Source organism: Streptosporangium sp. NPDC004631 (assembly GCF_053601935.1).
Window position 1 is genome coordinate 57,220 of record NZ_JBSGCR010000024.1, and the last position, 17,110, is coordinate 74,329.

Here is a 17,110-nt window from a genome sequence, read left to right on the forward strand (position 1 = left end):
GGCCGGTTCCCCGGCGGCTTGAACGTCGGCCGGTCCTTCGGCGGTCTGGTGTACGGCCCGATAGTCGCCGTGCGCCGAACCCATCCGGTTCCCCCGTATCCGTACCTGTTGGCGGCCGTTTCCTCCAGGCCCACGGTAACCTGCCTGGTCGTGAGGACCAGCGAGGCGACCACGACCAGGCGGCCACCATGGGTGTGGCTGCTCGCGCTGCTGATCGTCGTGGCGGCCGTCGCCCCGCTGGTGCTCCAGTGGCTGAGCAACGCCGACGACCAGCGCCTGGTCGACCTGGATGTGTACCGTACCGGGGGCCAGGCACTCCTGCGGGGGCAGCCGGTCTACGGCTTCGTGACCCCCGCGCCGCAACTCCTGCCGTTCACCTACCCGCCGATCGCGGCGATGCTGGCCACGCCGCTGGCGATGATGTCCTGGCCGCTCGCGCAGTGGGTCTGGACGGTCGGCGTTTTCGCGGCGCTGGCGGTCGCCGTCGGCTACGGCTTCCGCGCCGTGCCGGGCCGGGCGGCCGGGCCGTACCCGGGTGAGACGCCGAGCGGGGTGACGGGCGGGGTGAGCGGTCTCCGGCTGCCGCTGCTGTTCGCGTTCCTGATGGTCGCGTGCACGTACCTGATGCCGATCAGGGACCAGGTCCGCTTCGGTCAGGTGGACATCCTGCTGGTGGCGCTCTGTCTCGCCGACTGCGTGGCCCGCAGGCCGGTCTGGCCGCGTGGCGCGCTGATCGGCCTGGCCGTCGCGGTCAAGCTCACCCCGGGCGTCTTCCTGATCTATCTGCTCATCACCGGCTTCGGGCCCGGCGCCCGGGAGGAGCAGCGCAGGACCTTCTTCATGGCGGCCTTCACCGCCGCCCTGCTCACCCTGCTGCCGTTCCTGGTCATCCCCGGCGACGCCGCCGACTTCTGGTTCCGCGCGCTGTTCGACCCCGAACGGCTCGGCGCCAACGCGGCCACCACCAACCAGTCCATGCGCGGCATGCTCATCCGGCTCTACCTGCCCGACCAGCCGACCGCCCTGATTTGGCTGGCGCTGGTCGCGGTGGTCGGCTGGTACGGCTTCCGCCACGCGCGCGGGGCCCTGCTCGACGGGCACCCGGTGGCGGCGACGGCGCTGGTCGGCCTGATGGCCGTGCTGCTGTCGCCGGTGGCCTGGATCCACCACCTGGCCTGGGTGGTCGTGGTCCTCGGCGCCCTGGTCGGCGACGGGCGTGACCCGGTACGGCTCCGGGTCGCCGCGGGGGTCTGGCTCTACTACGTGCTGCCGATCCCCTGGTGGGGGGTGGCGATCAAGGCGGCCGAGGTCCCGGTGCTCAGCCCGGTGCTGGGCAAGATCGTGCAGAACGGGTTCGGGCTGGGCGCGCTCGCCCTGGTCTGGCTGCTCGGGGTGTGGCTGCCGCGCCGCCGGGAGACATTCCGGACGCTCCCCGATCGGGCGCTCTCCTGACCGGATGCTCCTCAGGCCCCTGATCAGTGGGGGGGCTGTCCGAATATGGAGTTCCGTGCACACTTTCGGACAGGCGCCGGATAACCTGTGGTCATGCCCAGACTCGCCTACCTGGGACCGGAGGGCACCTTCACCGAGGAGGCCCTGCGGCTCCTGGCACCCCACGCCGAGCGCCTGCCCAGCGCGAACGTCAGCGCGGCGCTGGACGCCGCCCGGCAGGGTGAGGCCGACGGCGCCGTCGTCCCGCTGGAGAACTCGCTCGAAGGCGCCATCACCACCACCCTGGACGAGCTCGCCTGGGGCGAGCCGTTGCTCATCACCGCCGAGCTGCTGCTCCCCGTCGAGTTCTCGCTGCTGGCGCGGCAGGACACCCGCGTCGGTGACATCAAGCGGATCTTCACCCATCCGGCCGCCGTCACCCAGTGCCGCAACTTCATCGCCCGCGAGCTGCCCGACGCCGTGGTGGTCGCGGCCCCGTCGACCGCGGCGGCTGCGCAGGAGGTCGCCCTGCCGGGCTCGCCGTACGACGCGGCCATCGCCGCGCGCATCGCGGGGGAGAACTACGGCCTGGTCGAGCTGCTCGTCAACGTCGGCGACCGCTCGGACACCGTGACCCGCTTCGTCCAGGTGTCGCGTCCCGGCCCGCTGCCCGAGCCCACCGGCTCCGACCGCACCTCCCTGGTCGCCTTCCTCAACGACGACCACCCGGGCGCGCTGCTGGAGATGCTCACCGAGTTCTCCGTGCGCGGCGTCAACCTGACCCGCATCGAGTCGCGGCCCACCGGCGACGGCATCGGTCACTACTTCTTCCACTTCGACTTCGAGGGCCACGTGGCCGACGCCAGGGTCGGCGAGGCCGTCTCCGGGCTCCACCGGATCTGCTCCGACGTGCGCTTCCTGGGGAGCTATCCGCGCGCCGACGGCCTGTCGCCACAGGTCAAGCGTGGTACGGCCGACGACGACTTCACCGAGGCCGCGCAGTGGCTCTCCAGGGTCCGCGCCGGTCGGGTCTGATCCGGAGGGTGCGGGGCACGGGGGCGGCGAGGCATGGGCGAGATAAGGCCCAAGAAGGCTCAAGCGGCTTATTAGGTGCGCGGGCCCGGGCCGTACGTCGGTAGCCTTGTTCCGTGATTGACCTGCGTACCCTTCGTGAGGATCCCGACCGGCTACGGGCGTCGCAGCGTGCCCGCGGTGAGGACGACTCTGTCGTCGAAACGCTGCTCGACCTCGACGAGCGGCGGCGCGGCGCGCTGAGCCGCTTCGAGACGCTACGCGCCGAGCAGAAGAGCATCGGCAAGTCGGTGTCCCGTGCGTCGGGGGACGACAAGGTCGCTCTGCTCGACCGGGCGAAGGACCTCTCCGCGCAGGTCAAGTCGGCGGAGGCGGAGGCGGAGAAGCTCGGCGCCGAGCTCGACGACCTGCTCTACACGGTGCCCAACCTCGTCGAGGAGGGCGCTCCGCCCGGTGGCGAGGACGACTACGTGGTGATCGAGGAGGTCGGTGAGAAGCCGGTCTTCGACTTCGAGCCCAGAGACCACCTGGAGCTCGGCGAGCTGCTCGGCGCGATCGACACGGAGCGCGGTGCGAAGGTCTCGGGCTCGCGGTTCTTCTTCCTGACGGGTGCCGGCGCCCGGCTCCAGCTCGGGCTGCTCAACATGGCTATGCAGCAGGCGATCGAGGCGGGTTTCGTTCCGATGATCACTCCGGTGCTGGTGAAGCCGGAGTCGATGAAGGGCACCGGCTTCCTCGGCGCGCACGCCAGTGAGATTTATCACCTGCCCGAGGACGACCTGTTCCTGGTCGGCACGAGCGAGGTGCCGATGGCCGCCTACCACGCCGACGAGATCCTCGACGGCTCGGCGCTGCCGTACCGCTACGCCGGATGGTCCTCCTGCTTCCGCCGCGAGGCGGGCTCCTACGGCAAGGACACCCGGGGCATCATCCGGGTCCACCAGTTCGACAAGGTGGAGATGTTCTCCTACTGCCGCCCCGAGGACGCCCACGAGGAGCACCGCAGGCTGCTCGACTGGGAGCGGGAGATGCTCGCCAAGGTCGAGCTGCCCTACCGGATCATCGACACCGCCGCGGGCGACCTCGGCACCAGCGCCGCGCGGAAGTTCGACTGTGAGGCGTGGGTGCCCACCCAGGGGCGGTACCGCGAGCTCACCTCGACCTCCAACTGCACCGACTTCCAGGCCCGCCGGCTCGCCGTGCGCTTCCGCGACTCCGGCGGCAAGCCCCGGCACGTGGCCACGTTGAACGGCACCCTGGCCACCACCCGCTGGATCGTCGCCATCCTGGAGAACCACCAGCGGGCCGACGGCTCCGTCGTGGTCCCCAAGGCCCTGCGTCCCTTCGTCGGCCTCGACGTCCTCGAACCCGTCAAGTAGGTCCCCCGCGGCCCCTTGAGCCGGCCGATGGCGCCGCGGGCGTCCACAGCCCCACAGGGGATTGGGGAATGGGTGTCGGCACTTCTTCCCACCAAAGCCGTGCGCGACGCTCATGGTCGATCTGAAGCGCAATCAGGGCCATCGGGGCCGGCTGGAAGATCCGGTCCGCCGGAAGGCGGTGAGGGGAGGGGCGGGCCCACTGGGAGAGGCGGTCCGTCAAGACCGGAAGAGGCGGCGTGTCAGGAGAGGCGGCGTGCCGGGGGCGATGGCCGGCCGGAAAAGGAGAAGGGCGGGGTTCGCGTTAAGCGAACCCCGCCCTCCCCCCTAGCAGAGGTCTATGCGTCAGACGGCGCGGACCTGCGAGGCCTGCGGGCCCTTCTGGCCCTGCGTGATCTCGAACTCGACCCTCTGGCCGTCTTCCAGGCTGCGGTAGCCATTGCCCTGGATCTCGGAGAAGTGCACGAACACATCCGGTGCACCGCCGTCCGGTGCGATGAAGCCGAAGCCCTTTTCAGCGTTGAACCACTTGACGGTTCCCTGAGCCATTAAAGCTCTCCCTCAGGATTTGAAACTTTGGGATTCACACCTCGTGAACCCCATGTGTCGTACAGCGGGCCCCGGGGTGGTTCAGTCAAACTGGCTTTCACAACGGGATTCAGCTAATACAACGCCACCACATCTAACACTATCCGGCGCCCCTGTGTTCCCGCCATGAGGAAGATTCCTTGGAGACGGATCCCGCGGACGGCGCCTCTCCCGTCACAGGGCAGACTGGACCCTGTTATGGGAAGCCCCCGACTCGTCGCCACCGATCTCGACGGTACCGCCCTGCGCTCCGACGGAACCGTCTCCCCCCGGACCGTGGCCGCCTTCGCCCTGGTGGAGAGCGCCGGAGCCACGCTGGTCTTCGTGACCGGCCGTCCGCCCAGGTGGATGCACACGGTGGCTGCGGCCGTACGTCATCAGGGGCTGGCCATCTGCGCGAACGGCGCGCTCGTCTACGACCTGCATACCGAACAGATCGTGAAATCACACCTGATCGCCACAGATGTGCTTGAAGAGGTGGTCAGACGGCTCCGTGAGAAGGTTCCCGACCTCGCGTTCTCTGTGGAGTACGAAGGCGGATTCGCGCACGAATCGGACTTTCGTCTCGGCAGCTGGGACAGTGATATCACCGCCGGATTCCACGTCGAGTACGTCGAGACCGCCGCGCTCCTCTCACGGCCCTGTGCCAAGCTGCTGGCCCTGCACCCCGGGATGGACCCCGACCTTCTCCAGGAGACGGTCCACGGGCTGGTCGGCGACCTCGTCACCCCCACCCACTCCAGTGGGCGGGCGCTCATCGAGATGAGCGCCCACGGCGTGACGAAGGCCTCGGCGCTGGCCAGGCTCGCCGAGATACGGAACATCGGGTCCACCGAGGTGATCGCCTTCGGGGACATGCCGAACGACCTGCCCATGCTCCGGTGGGCCGGCACCTCCTACGCCGTCGCCAACGCCCACACGGAGGTGCTGGCCGCGGTTGATCACGTGACCGCGGCCAACAACGACGACGGCGTCGCCATGGTGCTGGAGGGCCTCTACCGGCGGTGACCCCGGGCCTTGCCGACTGTCCGGCGAGCCTTACCGAGACTGTCCGGCGGCGACCCCGGGTCTTACCGGCCATCGGCGGTGACTCCGAGCCTCACCGGCGACCGGCGGTGACCCCGGGGCCGACCCGCGGCGCCCCGAGGTCGCACGTGGCCGGCCTCAGGTCAAAGGTAAGGGCCCGAACTGCTCTGCTGGTGGCCCTCCTGCAGCGACACCCCACCGGGCAGCGCCCTGCGCATGTTCTCCAGCTGGGCGCGAGCCGCCATCTGCTGGGCGAAAAGCGTGGTCTGGATCCCGTGGAACAGTCCTTCGAGCCAGCCGACCAGCTGCGCGTGGGCCACCCGTAGCTCGGCGTCACTGGGCGGGGCGCCGCTGCCGTCATCGGTGAAGGGGAGCGACAGCCGCTCCAGCTCGTCAACCAGCTCGGGCGCCAGGCCGTCCTCAAGCTCCTTGATGGAACTTTGATGGATCTCCTTGAGCCGCTTACGGCTGGCGTCGTCCAGCGGGGCGGCCCGGACCTCTTCGAGGAGCTGGCGGATCATGCTGCCGATGCGCATCACCTTGGCCGGCTGTTCGACCAGGTCGGCGACCGACCGCCCTTCGCCTTCCTCATCGCCCTGGATGCCCTGGGGACCCACGACCACTACATGCGGAGTGCTCTCCTCAGCGTTCATAGCCCTCAACCTACTAGCAGGATTTTCCCGATGTGCTCCCCGGACTCCAGGATCCGGTGCGCTTCCGCGGCTTGGTCCATCGGCACCCGGGTATGGATCACCGGGCGGATGGCGCCGGCGTCGAGCAGGGGCCAGACGTTCCGCACGACGCCGCGCACGATGACCCCCTTCTCGTCGACCGGCCGTCCGCGTAGCGTGGTCCCGTGCACCGAGGCCCGCTTGGTGAGAAGAGCCCCCAGGTCCAGTTCGCCCTTGGAGCCGCCCTGCATGCCGATCACGACCAGCCGGCCTCCGGTCTTGAGGGCCCGCACGTTCTCCGGCAGGTATCGCCCGCCGATGATGTCGAGGATCACATCGGCCCCGACCTTCTCCGCGAAGTCCCCGTCGTGATAGTCGATCCCCTCGTCCGCGCCCAGTTCGAGACAGCGGGCGATCTTCTCGGCCGACCCCGCGGTGACGACCACGCGCGAGCCGAACGCCTTCGCGAGCTGTACGGCCAGCGTGCCGATCCCGCTGGCACCGCCGTGAACGAGAAGCGTCTCGTCCTTCCTGAGCCGCCCGACCATGAACACGTTGGACCAGACCGTGCACGCGGCCTCGGGCAGCCCGGCCGCCTCGACCAGGTCCACGCCGTCCGGCACACGCATGACCTGTTGCCAGGGCACGGCGACCTTCTCGGCGTAGCCGCCGCCGGCCAGCAGGGCGCACACCCGGTCGCCCGGCCTGAAGTCCTCCACGTCCGAACTCACCGCGGCGACCACGCCGGAGCACTCCAGCCCCGGGTACGGCGAGGCTCCGGGAGGCGGGTGGTAGAACCCCTGTCTCTGCAGTACGTCGGCCCGATTGACCGCGGACGCGGTCACGTCGACAAGGACCTCGTCCGGCCCCGGCACGGGGTCGGGAACCTCCCGCCAGGCGAGGACGTCGGGTCCGCCAGGCTTATCGATCACGATGGCGTGCATGTGTCCAAAGCTAGTCCAAAGCCGTCCACCGGAGATCAACTTGGTGGTTGCCCGCATTGACGAGAACACAGGGCGTTAACCTGCTATGTGTTTGCTGCCCCTTTACGCCCATCCCGAGGGGGAACACGGTGGCAAGACACGATCGTGAGGAATCTCTCGAAGAACAGCTTGCCTGGCTCGACGCTATCAAGGAACAGGAGGAGGCGCCCGTCGTCGCGGTAAAGAGCACCGCGGTGGATGACGCCGTCATTTCGCCATATCCGAAGGACCCCTGGAGCCTGGTTCCGGCCGAGCCCGACGCCCCGTCGTCATCGCTGTTCCGCACGGCCGCCGACCCCTCCTACGCCCCTGTGGGAACGTTCGCGACCGCCCTGGCCGACTCACCGGCCGAGGACGCCGACGCGGCCGACTGGATGAACGCCTCCGGCCCGGCGGGCGCCTTCACCGTGCCCCCGGCCGGCGCGTTCCCCACGCGGGACGACGACGGCTTTCTCGCTCCGCTCAAGCCGCTGCCCCGTCAGGAGGCGGAGGACACCGGCGGCCACGCCACGGTCGGGTTCACCCGGCCCGAGGGCCGTACGCCGCACCCGGAGCCCGAACACGAGCCGTTCCACGGCCTGTTCGAGCAGTCCCACCGCCCCGCCGACCCGGCGGAGACCTTCCCCCTGATCAACGTCGAGTCACACGCTCCCGAGCTCGAACCCTTCAAACCGGCGATCCCGGAGGCCGAGGCGTTCGCGTTCGACAGCACCGACTCCGACCGCGATCGCCTCACGTCCGAAGGGAACGACCCCGACCGGGACAGGCCCGGATCGGCGGGAGACGGCCTTGATCACGAGAGGTTCGGGTCGGGAGGCGACGCCGAACACGAGGGGTTCGAGGCCGGAGGCGGCTCCGGTCAGGACCGCTTCAGGACGGAGGGAGACTCCGGTCACGACCTGTCCGGAGTGGACGGCGGCTCCGGTCGCGACCGACCTGGAGTGGACGGCGACCCCGGGCACGACGAGGTTGGGCCGGGGAGCGACTCCGATGATCGATTCCGGTCGGTCGAGGAGGATCGTGACCGATTCACGCCCGAGGCCGGTGGGGAACCGGTCCGCGAGCGGCTCACCTTCGGCGGTGCCGGGCAGGAACACGGCCACTTCGCCGCCGCCGGCGGCGGCACCGGGTACGACCGTGACGAGGCTGAGCAGGACCGTGACCGGGCGGTGTTCAAGGCCGCCGACTCCAAGGCCGCGGACCCGTCCCACTCGTCTCAGCCTGGCGCCGGGCGTGCCGAGCCGGAGGCCGCAGAGGCATTCCGGGCGCCCGAATCCTTCGGTGCCGATGTACCGAAACCGGCTACGCCGTCGGAACGTTCCGCGTCTGGAGCGTCCGGAGCGTCCGGAGTTTCGGGGGCTTCCAAGGCCTCCGGGTCCGCTACGTCCCCCCAGTCCCTCGGGGCGTTCGGTTCGGTACCCTCCGGCGACTCGGCCTTTGGCCGAGAGTCGGCTTTCGGTCGAAACTGGGACAATCCATTCGCTCCGGATCGGGACACCTCACCCACCTCCGAGCGGGGCACGCCTTTCGCCACCGGTCCGAACCAGCCCCTCATCCCCGCCGACGGCAGACCCTTCGCCTCCGGCACTCCCGGCACTCCCGGTACCTCCGGCAGAACGTCCGGCATCCCCGGAACCTCCGGCACCTCCGGCAGAACGTCCGGCGCATCCGGTACCTCCGGCACGGACCGGCCCTCCGCCCCCGAACGGGACTCGGCCGCCGCCACCGGCCTCTCCGAGCGGGAGACGCCTGTCGCCCCCGGCCGGGACGGAACCGAACCGGTGCGGGAGCCGTACCAGGCGCGGCGCCGCCACTCGGCCCCGCCGCCCGCCTTCAGCGCCCCGTCCCGGCAGCAGATCTCGGGTGCCAGGCCGTCGGCCGACAGCCTGGATCCCGAATCGCTGCTCAGGGGGCGTCGCAACGCACCCTCCGGAGGCTGGCGCAAGCTGATCTACAAGGCGTCGGCGGGTCTGATCAAACCAGGCGAATCCCCCGAGGTCCGCCGTCGCCGCGAACTGGTCGGCAGGGCCCGTACCCCCGTCGCCACAGGCCACCACCGGGTCGCCGTACTCAGCCTGAAGGGCGGTGTCGGAAAGACCACCACCACGGTCGGCCTGGGCGCCACCCTTGCCCAGGCCCGAGGTGACAGGGTCATCGCGGTCGACGCCAACCCCGACCGGGGCACCCTGTCGGACAAGGTGGAGCTCGAAACGTCCGCCACCGTCCGGGACCTGCTCAACGAGCGCCGGCAGATCAAGCGCTACGTCGACATCCGGGCCTTCACCTCACAGGCTCCGTCCCGCCTGGAGATCCTCGCCTCCGACCGCGACCCGTCGGTGTCCGAGGCGTTCAGCGCGTCCGACTACCAGGCGGTGGCCCAGGTCCTGGAGAACTTCTACTCGATCTGCATCACCGACTGCGGAACGGGCCTGCTGCACTCGGCCATGTCCGGCGTTCTCGGACTGGCCGACCAGCTCGTCCTGGTGAGCTCACCGTCCGTGGACGGCGCCCGCGCCGCCTCGGCCACCCTGGACTGGCTGGAAGCCCACCAGTACGAGGAACTCGTCCGTTCGGCCACGGTGGTGCTCTGCAGCGTCCGCCCCCGGTCGAAGTCCACCGTGGACCTCGACCGCCTGGAAGCCCACTTCGCGGCCCGCTGCCGCGCCGTGATCCGCATCCCCTACGACCCCCACCTGGAGGAAGGCGCTGAGATGGAGCTGGACAGGCTCCACCCGGCGACCCGTGAGTCCTATCTTCGCCTGGCCGCGTCCGTAGGCGACGGCTTCGCCAGCCAATACCCCTGAGCCGGTACGGCGGACGCCTCGCCCCCAGCGGAGACGAGGCGTCCGCCGAGTCCCGGACACGTCCGGGGCGGTGAGGGACTAAAGTGCAATCCGACACGTTCTCGAAGCGCGTCACCCAGGAGAGCTCGCCTAGTGGACGATGGCGGCGGTCTTGAAAACCGCTAGGGCCGGTGACGGTCCTCGTGGGTTCGAATCCCACGCTCTCCGCTCACTTCGCAAAACGGCGCCTGACCAGGGGTTTCCCCTCGGTGGGGCGCCGTTGATCGTTTCCGGGCTGCGCAGCCGTACGCCGTCGTGAGCGGCCCCATGTCGCTGGTCGTGGGATATCTGTGGGATGGAACCCGGCGCGTTTCCCCAGGTCAGCCCAGAAAAAAGAGGGCCCCGGGATGTCCGAGACCCTCTCACCGTAACCGACGCGCTCACGCGGCCAACGCGTCCTCGATCCTGCGGTTGGCGACCTCCGTGCCTCCGTCGATGCACTTGGCGTAGACCTTGAGCAGCACGTCCACCCCGTGTCCCGCCCGCTCAGCCACGTCGGGAGCGGCTACCCCGGCGTTGAGCCAGAGCGAGACGGCCGCGTGGCGCAGGTCATACGGCCGGGCCGCCAGCGGAGAGACGAACTGCTCGGGTGTGAGGGCGAAGGCCCGTGCCGCCTTCCACGCCTCGCAGTACGTCCCGATGGAGATCACTCCACCGCGTGAGGTCCGGAACAGCCGCCCGTCCTCGTGAGCGCCGAACTCGTTGAGGTGTTCCCGGAGGATGGCGACCAGTTCCGGCGGGACCGGTACAGGACGGCCCTCGTCTTCGGCCCGGTGCTTCAGGCCACGGTCGTCGTGGGCGTCCCCGCTGTCGGTCCACCTCTTGTTGGCCTGGGGCTTGGACTTGGCCAGGATGAGGCGCCCCCATCCGGTCTGGGGAAGGTGGCAGTCCTGCTTGCGCAGCCCGAGCGCCTCGGCCGGACGCAGCCCGGCGAAGTACAGGCAGGCGAAGAAGCCCCGCAGGTGCCGGCCACGGTCGAGACGGCCCGCATAGGTCACCGCGGTCAGCAGTTCCCGGGCCTGGACCGGGTTGACCACCACGCGCCGGTCGACGACCTCCCGGACCTTGGGAGGCTTCCACGCCTTCACCTTGTCGATCGGGTTGGAGGCCAGCTCTTCCAGGTCAACGGCGTACTGCAGGGCGTTGTAGAAGACCGACCGTTTACGGGCGATCGTTGTGGCGGCGGCGGCCCCGCCGTCGAGACGGAGCGTCAGGGCATCGAGGCCGAGCCGTACGTTGCGCACCTTGAACAGGTCACGCACGGGCAAGGAATGGCGTTCAAGCCACGCGAGAGCCGACCGGATCGCCTCCGGGCGTTTCGCCTGCCGGGAGGCAGGGGGAAGCGCGTATTGCCGGAGAGCCTCCCGGAGAACGAGTGGTTCGGGCTTGTCCGGTGCATTCTCGTCGACGAGAGCGGGGGTGACGGTTGCCAGCGCGTCAGTGAGGCTGTCACGGGTCTTGGCCGCCGCGTGGGGCCATTTCATGTCCACGTACGCCAGCGCGAAAGCGAACCAGTTCACTGCGGTTTTTACCGCCAGCATGGACAGGGGCAGCCCGGTTTCCTCGTCGAAGGCCTCGCCGCGCTTGGCCGCCTGTCGTAGATCGGACTGGAAGTTCTCAGCCAGTGCTTTCGTGCGAAAGGTCCGTGATTTACGGCGACGGCTGACAGCCCACCGAAACTCATAAGACGGCGCCTTACTGGACTGATTGCGCCGAATATCCCAGATCTTGACGTCGTAGGAGGTGCTCACGCGGCCTCCCGGAGGGATTCCAGCCAGGTCGTGAACTCGCTGCGCCAGACGCGGATCTCACCGTTCGGGAGCTTGAGGCCCTGGGGTGCGTGCCCGATCTCCCGCCAGCGGTAGAAGGTGCGCCGGGACACTCCGCCGAGCTCGTCGAGGATCTCCGGCACGGTCATGAGCTCGTCTTTCTTCTTCACGCCGCCTCCCCGAGTGCTGTTGCTGCCGAAAGGCCGTTGACGGGTTTGCCGTCTGCTCTGGCCCGTAGTTCGTCGAGGCGTGCTCTGGTGTGGTGGCGGTTGGCCACGCCGCGCAGCAGCCGCATCGGCAGTGGGGTCCGGGTCGGGTCCTTGGCCGAGACGGGCCGCCAGACGTACCGGTGCGGGTCGGTGGTGGTGTCGTCGCCGGGCAGGCCGAGCGCATCAAGCACCCAGGCCCGGCGGTCTTGTTTGTGGTCGCGGAGGGTCTTGTTGGACCACTTGCGGGAGACCAGGACGCGGCGTCCGGCGTAGCCGAGGTGTTCGGCCTTGTGCGCCTTGCCTTTGCACCGGCCTGGGGTCATGCCCGGCTTGGCGTTCTTGGGCTGGATTCCGTAGCGCAGCCAGTTCGCGCAGGCCGGGGAGCAGGGTTCGTAGCGCAGGGCCTCGATCAGGCGGGCGGCGTGGTCTCGGCGGGCCCGGTTGATCGCCGCGCGAGCCGGACCGGCTTCCTTTTCTTCCTGGCCGTCGTCGGGGTCGAGGTCGAGGGTGTCTCCGATGCTCTTGGTGAGGTACTTGGTCAGGTACCCGATGCGCCTGTGGGCGTCCGGGGAGCCGGCCAGGACGCCTTGGACGTCGACTTGGGTGCCGAAGCGCACCACGTGCAAGGGCTCGGCCGCGTCGTCGGCGTCGAGCCGGTTGAGCGCCTCATCCCAGGTGGGCAGGAGTTCACCCGTGGCCGGGTCAAGGTAGTCACCGCTCTGCCCATCCGGATACGGCTCCGCTTGTTCGGCCCGGTCGGCCCAGACCGGCAGGTGCTCACCCTCGAACTTCACCTCATCCGCCTGGGGCCACCACACCTGGTGATACGTGGCGGCGGCGATCTGCTTGATCTCGGCGCGGGGCAGGGTGCCGCGGATCGCCATGTGCAGGTGCGGCGCGAACCGCTTCTGGGGTTCCACGGTGGCGAAGTACTGCACGTCGTACCCGGCGACCCGCCGGAGGTTCTGCACGAACCGGTCCACGAGCTTGGAGAAGTGCAGGGCATCCCGGGCCGCCGCCGCGTAGTCGTAGGCGGCCGGGTCGACCGGCACTCCCTGACCGGGACGGATCTTCCCGTAGGACGGCAAGGTCAGGGTGACGAACAGCGACGGCCGGAACACCCTGCCGTCCGGGGCGGTGAAGGTGCGCCCGAGGGTGGTGTTCTGCCGGGAGCGGCGGGGCAGGTCGGGGGCGTCCTGGCGGCGGCGGGTGGAGCGGGAACGGCGGGGCGTGGTCCGGCCGCTGACGACATTGCCGCGCATCCCGGCGGCGTTGATCTCCGAGTCGATGCCCGCGATGGCCTCATCCCAATCGGTGGTGTCCTGGCCGTCGCGCTCGGCCTGGTCGCGCTTGGCCTGCACGTCGGCCCGGAAGGTGATCAGCCACTTCTGGTCGTCAGTGGCCGGGTGGGGTTCGGCGACCGGTTCGGCCTCCAGGTGCCAGCCCTCCCGGCACTGAGCCTTACGCAGCTGCTTGTTGCGGGTGGCACACGGCGGGCATTTGGCCTCGTTGGTGGTGCCGCACGGCAGGTCGAACGGCTGACTTTGGCCGGTGTGGGTGTCGAGGCGGCGCACCTCGATGGGGCGGATGCACACCCCGTTGAGCTTGGCCACCTCGATGGCGACGTCCAGGGCCAGGGGAAGGGTGTCGCGGACGGTGCGGGGAAGGGTGCGATCGGCGCCGTTCGGGGTCGGGGACGCGGGCGTCTGGGAGGGGGACGGGTGGGCGGTGCCGGTCATGGAGCCTCCTTCCCGCAGTGGGGGTCGAGGACGTCGGCGTGCAGCCGGTAGGCGTCGCCGTAGGGGTCGCGGTGCAGGCGCAGGTTGACCAGCAGGAAGCACGGCGGTGTCTCAGCGTTCTCCAGGTCCAGCAGCCCAGAGGCCCGCAGTTCGGCGAGGGTGCCGTGAACGACGACTCTCATCACGCCACCCCCGGCAGAGGAAGCGTGTCGGCGGCGAAGGCGGCGGCCATCGCCTGGATGTCTGCGTCGCAGACGTAGGCCGCCCGCACCCGGATCGGGTCCGGCGAGGTCTCCAACCGCACATAGGCGATGCCCGCGCCTCGTTCCGGGCGGGGGGAGATCAGGTCGGCCAGGGCTCCCCGGTCCCGGGCGCCGTCGCCGAGCACCATGTCGACCTGTTCGGACTCATCGAGGCGGAGGGCGATCTTGTCGGGGAACAGGTTGCGGATGGTCAGCACGTCTTTGCGCGGGTCCTGCAAGGCCGCCAGCACGCCGACGCCGACCGCTCTGCCCTGGGTGGTGAGGGTGGCCAGGGCCGCGATGGTGCGCACCCGAAGGCCCTTGTCCGGCTGGTAGGCGGTCAGGAACGCCACCTCGTCCACTACCACCAGGACGAACGGGTCGTCAACGGTGGGGGTGTGGTTGCGCCGGACTCCGGCGAAGCGGGCCGCGCGTTCCTGCATGACCTTCACCGCGGCTTCGAGCAGGGCGACGCACCCTTCCGGGGTGGCGGCGTAGCGGTCGCCGAACAGGCCCCGCCCGAAACTCAGCTCCATCAGCTTGGGGTCCAGCGCCCAGATCTGGGCCAGTCCGGCGCGGGCGGCGGGCAGCAGGCCCCGGATGGTCGACCAGATGATCGAGCCCTTGCCCGCCCCGGTGGCCCCGGCGACCAGGACGTGGGTGCCGTGGACTTTGAGCTTCCATGGGGTGCCGTCCTCGCAGCGGCCGATCTCCACCGGCCCCACCGACGCCTCCACCGGGACGGGCAGAGCGGGCAGGGGCGCGGACAGGGGGTCGCGGCGGGGGAAGGTCAGCAGCAGCTGGCCCGACCGGGCCACCGTGACCCGGCAGGAGGCGGCGCCGAACCCGTGGGCGAGCTGCTCGGTACGCTCAGCCCAGTCGGAGGCGGCTTGGCCGGTCAGGAGGTTGACGGTGACCTGATCGGCCCAGGAGGTACATGAGACGGACAGGAGGCGGGGCAGGTAGTCGCGTCCGCCCAGGTGACGCCCCAGCCCGGAGACGATCATCACCGGTTGCCAGTGACGCCGGTAGATCCAGATCAGCCGCCAGAAGGCCAGCAGCCGCCACCCTGCCAGGTGCAGGAACGAGGCCCGATCGACCAGACCCCAGACGGCCGGGACGGCGAGCATCGAGACGGCGAGCCCGAGCGCCCACGGCCACCCGTAGACGGTCCAGATCACCCCGGGCACCGCGACGACGGCCGAGGCGACGGGGTGGCGCCACAGCGTCCGCACCAGCCCGGCGACCAGGCGGCCAGTGAGGATCAGGATGGTGAGGATCGCGGGGGTGGTGACGACGGCCGGGCGGAACACCACGGCGGTGTCGGGGGTGGTGGAGACGAGGCGCTGTGCCTCGTCGCCGGGCAGTTTCTTGAACATTAGACTCGGTGTCCTCTTCTTGATGTGGTGTCAGGGAGATGTGAGGGGCCGCCGGAAGTTCCCGCTTCTGGCGGCCCCGCCTTGTGTGTTCAGGCCGGGTCGTCCCGGGTCGGTGAGGGCGCGGGAACGATGGCCCCTGTGATGTGTAGCCGTTCGCATTCGGCCAGGTAGCGGGCAGCGGCCTGGAGGATCTCGCGGGCCAGGGCCACATCGGCGGCGGTGACGGGGCCGCCTCCGGTGGTGGAGATCGTCACCTGTCCCTCGCTGCTACCGAAGGACAAAGCGGGCCGGACGCCACCGACGGTCAGCGCCATGACCGACAGGTCGGCGGTGTGGAAGGAGACACCGAGCCGGGTGATCCTCTCATCGATCGACGCGGTCACGTAGGTGTACGGCTTGTGCTCGTCGCCGATGTTCACGCCGCCACCTCCTTGGCGGCCGTGTCCTTGGCCGACGCCGAAGAGGCGGTCTGCCGGGCCGAGGTCGCGACCGTGCGGGGAGCGCGCATCGCCCGTGCCCGCAGGGAGTAGGCCAGTCGTCCGGAGTCCTGGCCGACATACGGGGTGACGGTCATGGCGTCGAACTCCACGGGGGTGAACGGCAGGCCCGGCAGCGCGGGCGGGGGAACGGGCTGGACTTCGGTGAGGATCTTGACGGTGACCGACTTCTGGGAGGCTTTGGCCTCGGGGTCGGCGTCGACCACGGAGACCTGCCAGACGGGCAGGCCGGTGGCCTTGTCCTTGGCGTAGACGGTGCGGCCGTTGGTGGAGGCGTCGAAGTCCTTGACCTGCTGCACGTCGCCGACCAGGTAGCAGCCGTGCGGGAAGACCTGGTCGAAGCCGATCGGGATGGGTCCTTGGATGGCCATGACACTCCTTTCGTCTACCCCCCTAGACAGATGCGGCCGGTCTGCCGCCTCAAGGATGTCTAGAGGGCTATGCAGCAAAGATAGGGGCGTGATGGCGAACTGTCTAGGGGGGTGGACGATGTGTCCTAGGAAAAACTCCAGAACACAGCCGTGGCGTCGTCATGCGCCTTGCTCCGAGGCCACCGGGAACCGTCCGGGTCACCGCGTTCGGCCTCCCGGGTCCGGCGGATCAACTCCTCAGGGCCGGAGCCGGCCAGCAGATCGAGAACCTGCCGCCAGGTGGCCAGACCGAAGGAATCGACCAGCCGGGAGGCGCCGTCACTGAGCAGCGCGGCGGCCCGCAACCGACCGGCCGGGACGCTTCCCGTCAGGGCGTGCTCGGCCGCCAGCGGATCGGCGGCGGCGACCCAGAAACCCCCCTCACGGTTACGGTGATCACGCAAGGTCTCCACATACCGGCGAAACGCCTCGGCGTGCTCAGGGCTCCCTCCCGCCAGGTCGTCCATCCGCGCCCGGTAGCGGGCCCCGATGCGTTCCACCCGGTCGTCGCAGACCACGACCGGCCGCGCCGGGCCGGTGTCGAAAACCACGACCGAATCGGCCAGCACCAGCCACTCCACCACGTCACCGTCTTCGGTGCGGCGCAGCATCGCGACCGTGGCCGAGGGAGACCCGGCGTGGGACAGATCGCAGGTGAAATCATGCAGCGAGGCAACAGTCTTGATCGCCTGGGAGAGGGACTCGGCCAGGGGACCGGCGTTCTGGGTCACGGCGGCCAGCAGGGTGGAGCCGAGGGTGTGGGCGTACCAGGCGACCCCGTGGGAGCAGCCCGATTCCAGGCCCGCCGGAGTGCCGGCCCCGTCCACGACGACCACCGCGTTGGAGGTGACCCCGGCGAAGTCCTCGTTGGGCCGGTTCGGGGAGGCGGGTTCGGTGGCCAGGCGGAGCCGCATG

At 69.7% G+C, this 17,110-nt stretch carries 16 protein-coding genes and 1 tRNA gene; 6 read left to right on the forward strand and 11 right to left on the reverse strand.

Annotation, left to right across the window (positions count from 1 at the left end):
* Positions 1–150: 150 nt before the first annotated feature.
* From ACWEF2_RS22635 to serS, 3 genes are all read left to right on the forward strand, one after another.
* Complete coding sequence (locus ACWEF2_RS22635) at positions 151–1,452, forward strand: glycosyltransferase 87 family protein (RefSeq protein WP_453818134.1); 1,302 nt, start codon at positions 151–153, stop codon at positions 1,450–1,452.
* A gap of 93 nt (positions 1,453–1,545) precedes the next feature.
* Positions 1,546–2,466, forward strand: a complete 921-nt coding sequence (gene pheA, locus ACWEF2_RS22640) for a prephenate dehydratase (RefSeq protein WP_453818136.1) — start codon at positions 1,546–1,548, stop codon at positions 2,464–2,466.
* A gap of 113 nt (positions 2,467–2,579) precedes the next feature.
* Positions 2,580–3,842: a serine--tRNA ligase gene (gene serS / locus ACWEF2_RS22645; RefSeq protein WP_453818138.1), complete on the forward strand. Its 1,263-nt coding sequence runs from the start codon at positions 2,580–2,582 to the stop codon at positions 3,840–3,842.
* A gap of 342 nt (positions 3,843–4,184) precedes the next feature.
* On the opposite strand, the gene ACWEF2_RS22650 is transcribed toward serS, so the two are convergent.
* Complete coding sequence (locus tag ACWEF2_RS22650) at positions 4,185–4,388, reverse strand: cold-shock protein (RefSeq protein WP_012886943.1); 204 nt, start codon at positions 4,386–4,388, stop codon at positions 4,185–4,187.
* Between the two features lie 237 nt (positions 4,389–4,625).
* Here ACWEF2_RS22650 and ACWEF2_RS22655 point away from each other — a divergent pair, with 237 nt between their 5' ends.
* Positions 4,626–5,435: an HAD family hydrolase gene (locus tag ACWEF2_RS22655; RefSeq protein WP_453818141.1), complete on the forward strand. Its 810-nt coding sequence runs from the start codon at positions 4,626–4,628 to the stop codon at positions 5,433–5,435.
* 161 nt (positions 5,436–5,596) lie between these two features.
* Here ACWEF2_RS22655 and ACWEF2_RS22660 read toward each other — a convergent pair whose 3' ends face one another.
* Together ACWEF2_RS22660 and ACWEF2_RS22665 are read right to left on the reverse strand one after the other, a co-directional pair.
* Positions 5,597–6,106, reverse strand: coding sequence for a bacterial proteasome activator family protein (locus tag ACWEF2_RS22660; RefSeq protein ID WP_453818143.1), 510 nt, complete (start codon positions 6,104–6,106; stop codon positions 5,597–5,599).
* 5 nt (positions 6,107–6,111) lie between these two features.
* A complete protein-coding gene (locus ACWEF2_RS22665; RefSeq protein ID WP_453818145.1) occupies positions 6,112–7,068 on the reverse strand; it encodes an NAD(P)H-quinone oxidoreductase in 957 nt (318 codons plus the stop codon).
* A 128-nt stretch (positions 7,069–7,196) separates the two neighbouring features.
* Between ACWEF2_RS22665 and ACWEF2_RS22670 the strand changes: the two genes are divergently transcribed.
* Together ACWEF2_RS22670 and ACWEF2_RS22675 are read left to right on the forward strand one after the other, a co-directional pair.
* Positions 7,197–9,911, forward strand: a complete 2,715-nt coding sequence (locus ACWEF2_RS22670) for a nucleotide-binding protein (protein ID WP_453818147.1) — start codon at positions 7,197–7,199, stop codon at positions 9,909–9,911.
* Positions 9,912–10,029: 118 nt separating this feature from the next.
* Positions 10,030–10,118, forward strand: a tRNA-Ser gene (locus tag ACWEF2_RS22675).
* A 212-nt stretch (positions 10,119–10,330) separates the two neighbouring features.
* Here ACWEF2_RS22675 and ACWEF2_RS22680 read toward each other — a convergent pair.
* The 8 genes from ACWEF2_RS22680 to ACWEF2_RS22715 form a co-directional block, all read right to left on the reverse strand.
* Complete coding sequence (locus ACWEF2_RS22680; protein WP_453818149.1) at positions 10,331–11,701, reverse strand: tyrosine-type recombinase/integrase; 1,371 nt, start codon at positions 11,699–11,701, stop codon at positions 10,331–10,333.
* Positions 11,698–11,889 carry a helix-turn-helix domain-containing protein gene (locus tag ACWEF2_RS22685; protein WP_229855056.1) on the reverse strand — a complete coding sequence of 64 codons (192 nt, stop codon included), beginning with the start codon at positions 11,887–11,889 and terminating at the stop codon, positions 11,698–11,700. Before ACWEF2_RS22685 ends, ACWEF2_RS22680 begins: the two co-directional genes overlap by 4 nt.
* Complete coding sequence (locus ACWEF2_RS22690; RefSeq protein ID WP_453818152.1) at positions 11,886–13,667, reverse strand: replication initiator; 1,782 nt, start codon at positions 13,665–13,667, stop codon at positions 11,886–11,888. The genes ACWEF2_RS22685 and ACWEF2_RS22690 overlap by 4 nt, the downstream gene beginning before the upstream one ends.
* Positions 13,664–13,849 carry a hypothetical protein gene (locus ACWEF2_RS22695; protein WP_453818154.1) on the reverse strand — a complete coding sequence of 62 codons (186 nt, stop codon included), beginning with the start codon at positions 13,847–13,849 and terminating at the stop codon, positions 13,664–13,666. The genes ACWEF2_RS22690 and ACWEF2_RS22695 overlap by 4 nt, the downstream gene beginning before the upstream one ends.
* Positions 13,849–15,288 carry an FtsK/SpoIIIE domain-containing protein gene (locus ACWEF2_RS22700; protein WP_453818156.1) on the reverse strand — a complete coding sequence of 480 codons (1,440 nt, stop codon included), beginning with the start codon at positions 15,286–15,288 and terminating at the stop codon, positions 13,849–13,851. Before ACWEF2_RS22700 ends, ACWEF2_RS22695 begins: the two co-directional genes overlap by 1 nt.
* Positions 15,289–15,377: 89 nt before the next feature.
* Entirely contained in the window at positions 15,378–15,707 is a 330-nt protein-coding gene (locus tag ACWEF2_RS22705; protein ID WP_453818158.1) for a hypothetical protein, read from the reverse strand.
* Positions 15,704–16,156 carry a plasmid replication, integration and excision activator gene (locus ACWEF2_RS22710; protein WP_453818160.1) on the reverse strand — a complete coding sequence of 151 codons (453 nt, stop codon included), beginning with the start codon at positions 16,154–16,156 and terminating at the stop codon, positions 15,704–15,706. Before ACWEF2_RS22710 ends, ACWEF2_RS22705 begins: the two co-directional genes overlap by 4 nt.
* Before the next feature lie 125 nt (positions 16,157–16,281).
* Positions 16,282–17,109, reverse strand: a complete 828-nt coding sequence (locus ACWEF2_RS22715) for an integrase (RefSeq protein WP_453818162.1) — start codon at positions 17,107–17,109, stop codon at positions 16,282–16,284.
* Between the last annotated feature and the right edge of the window lies 1 nt (position 17,110).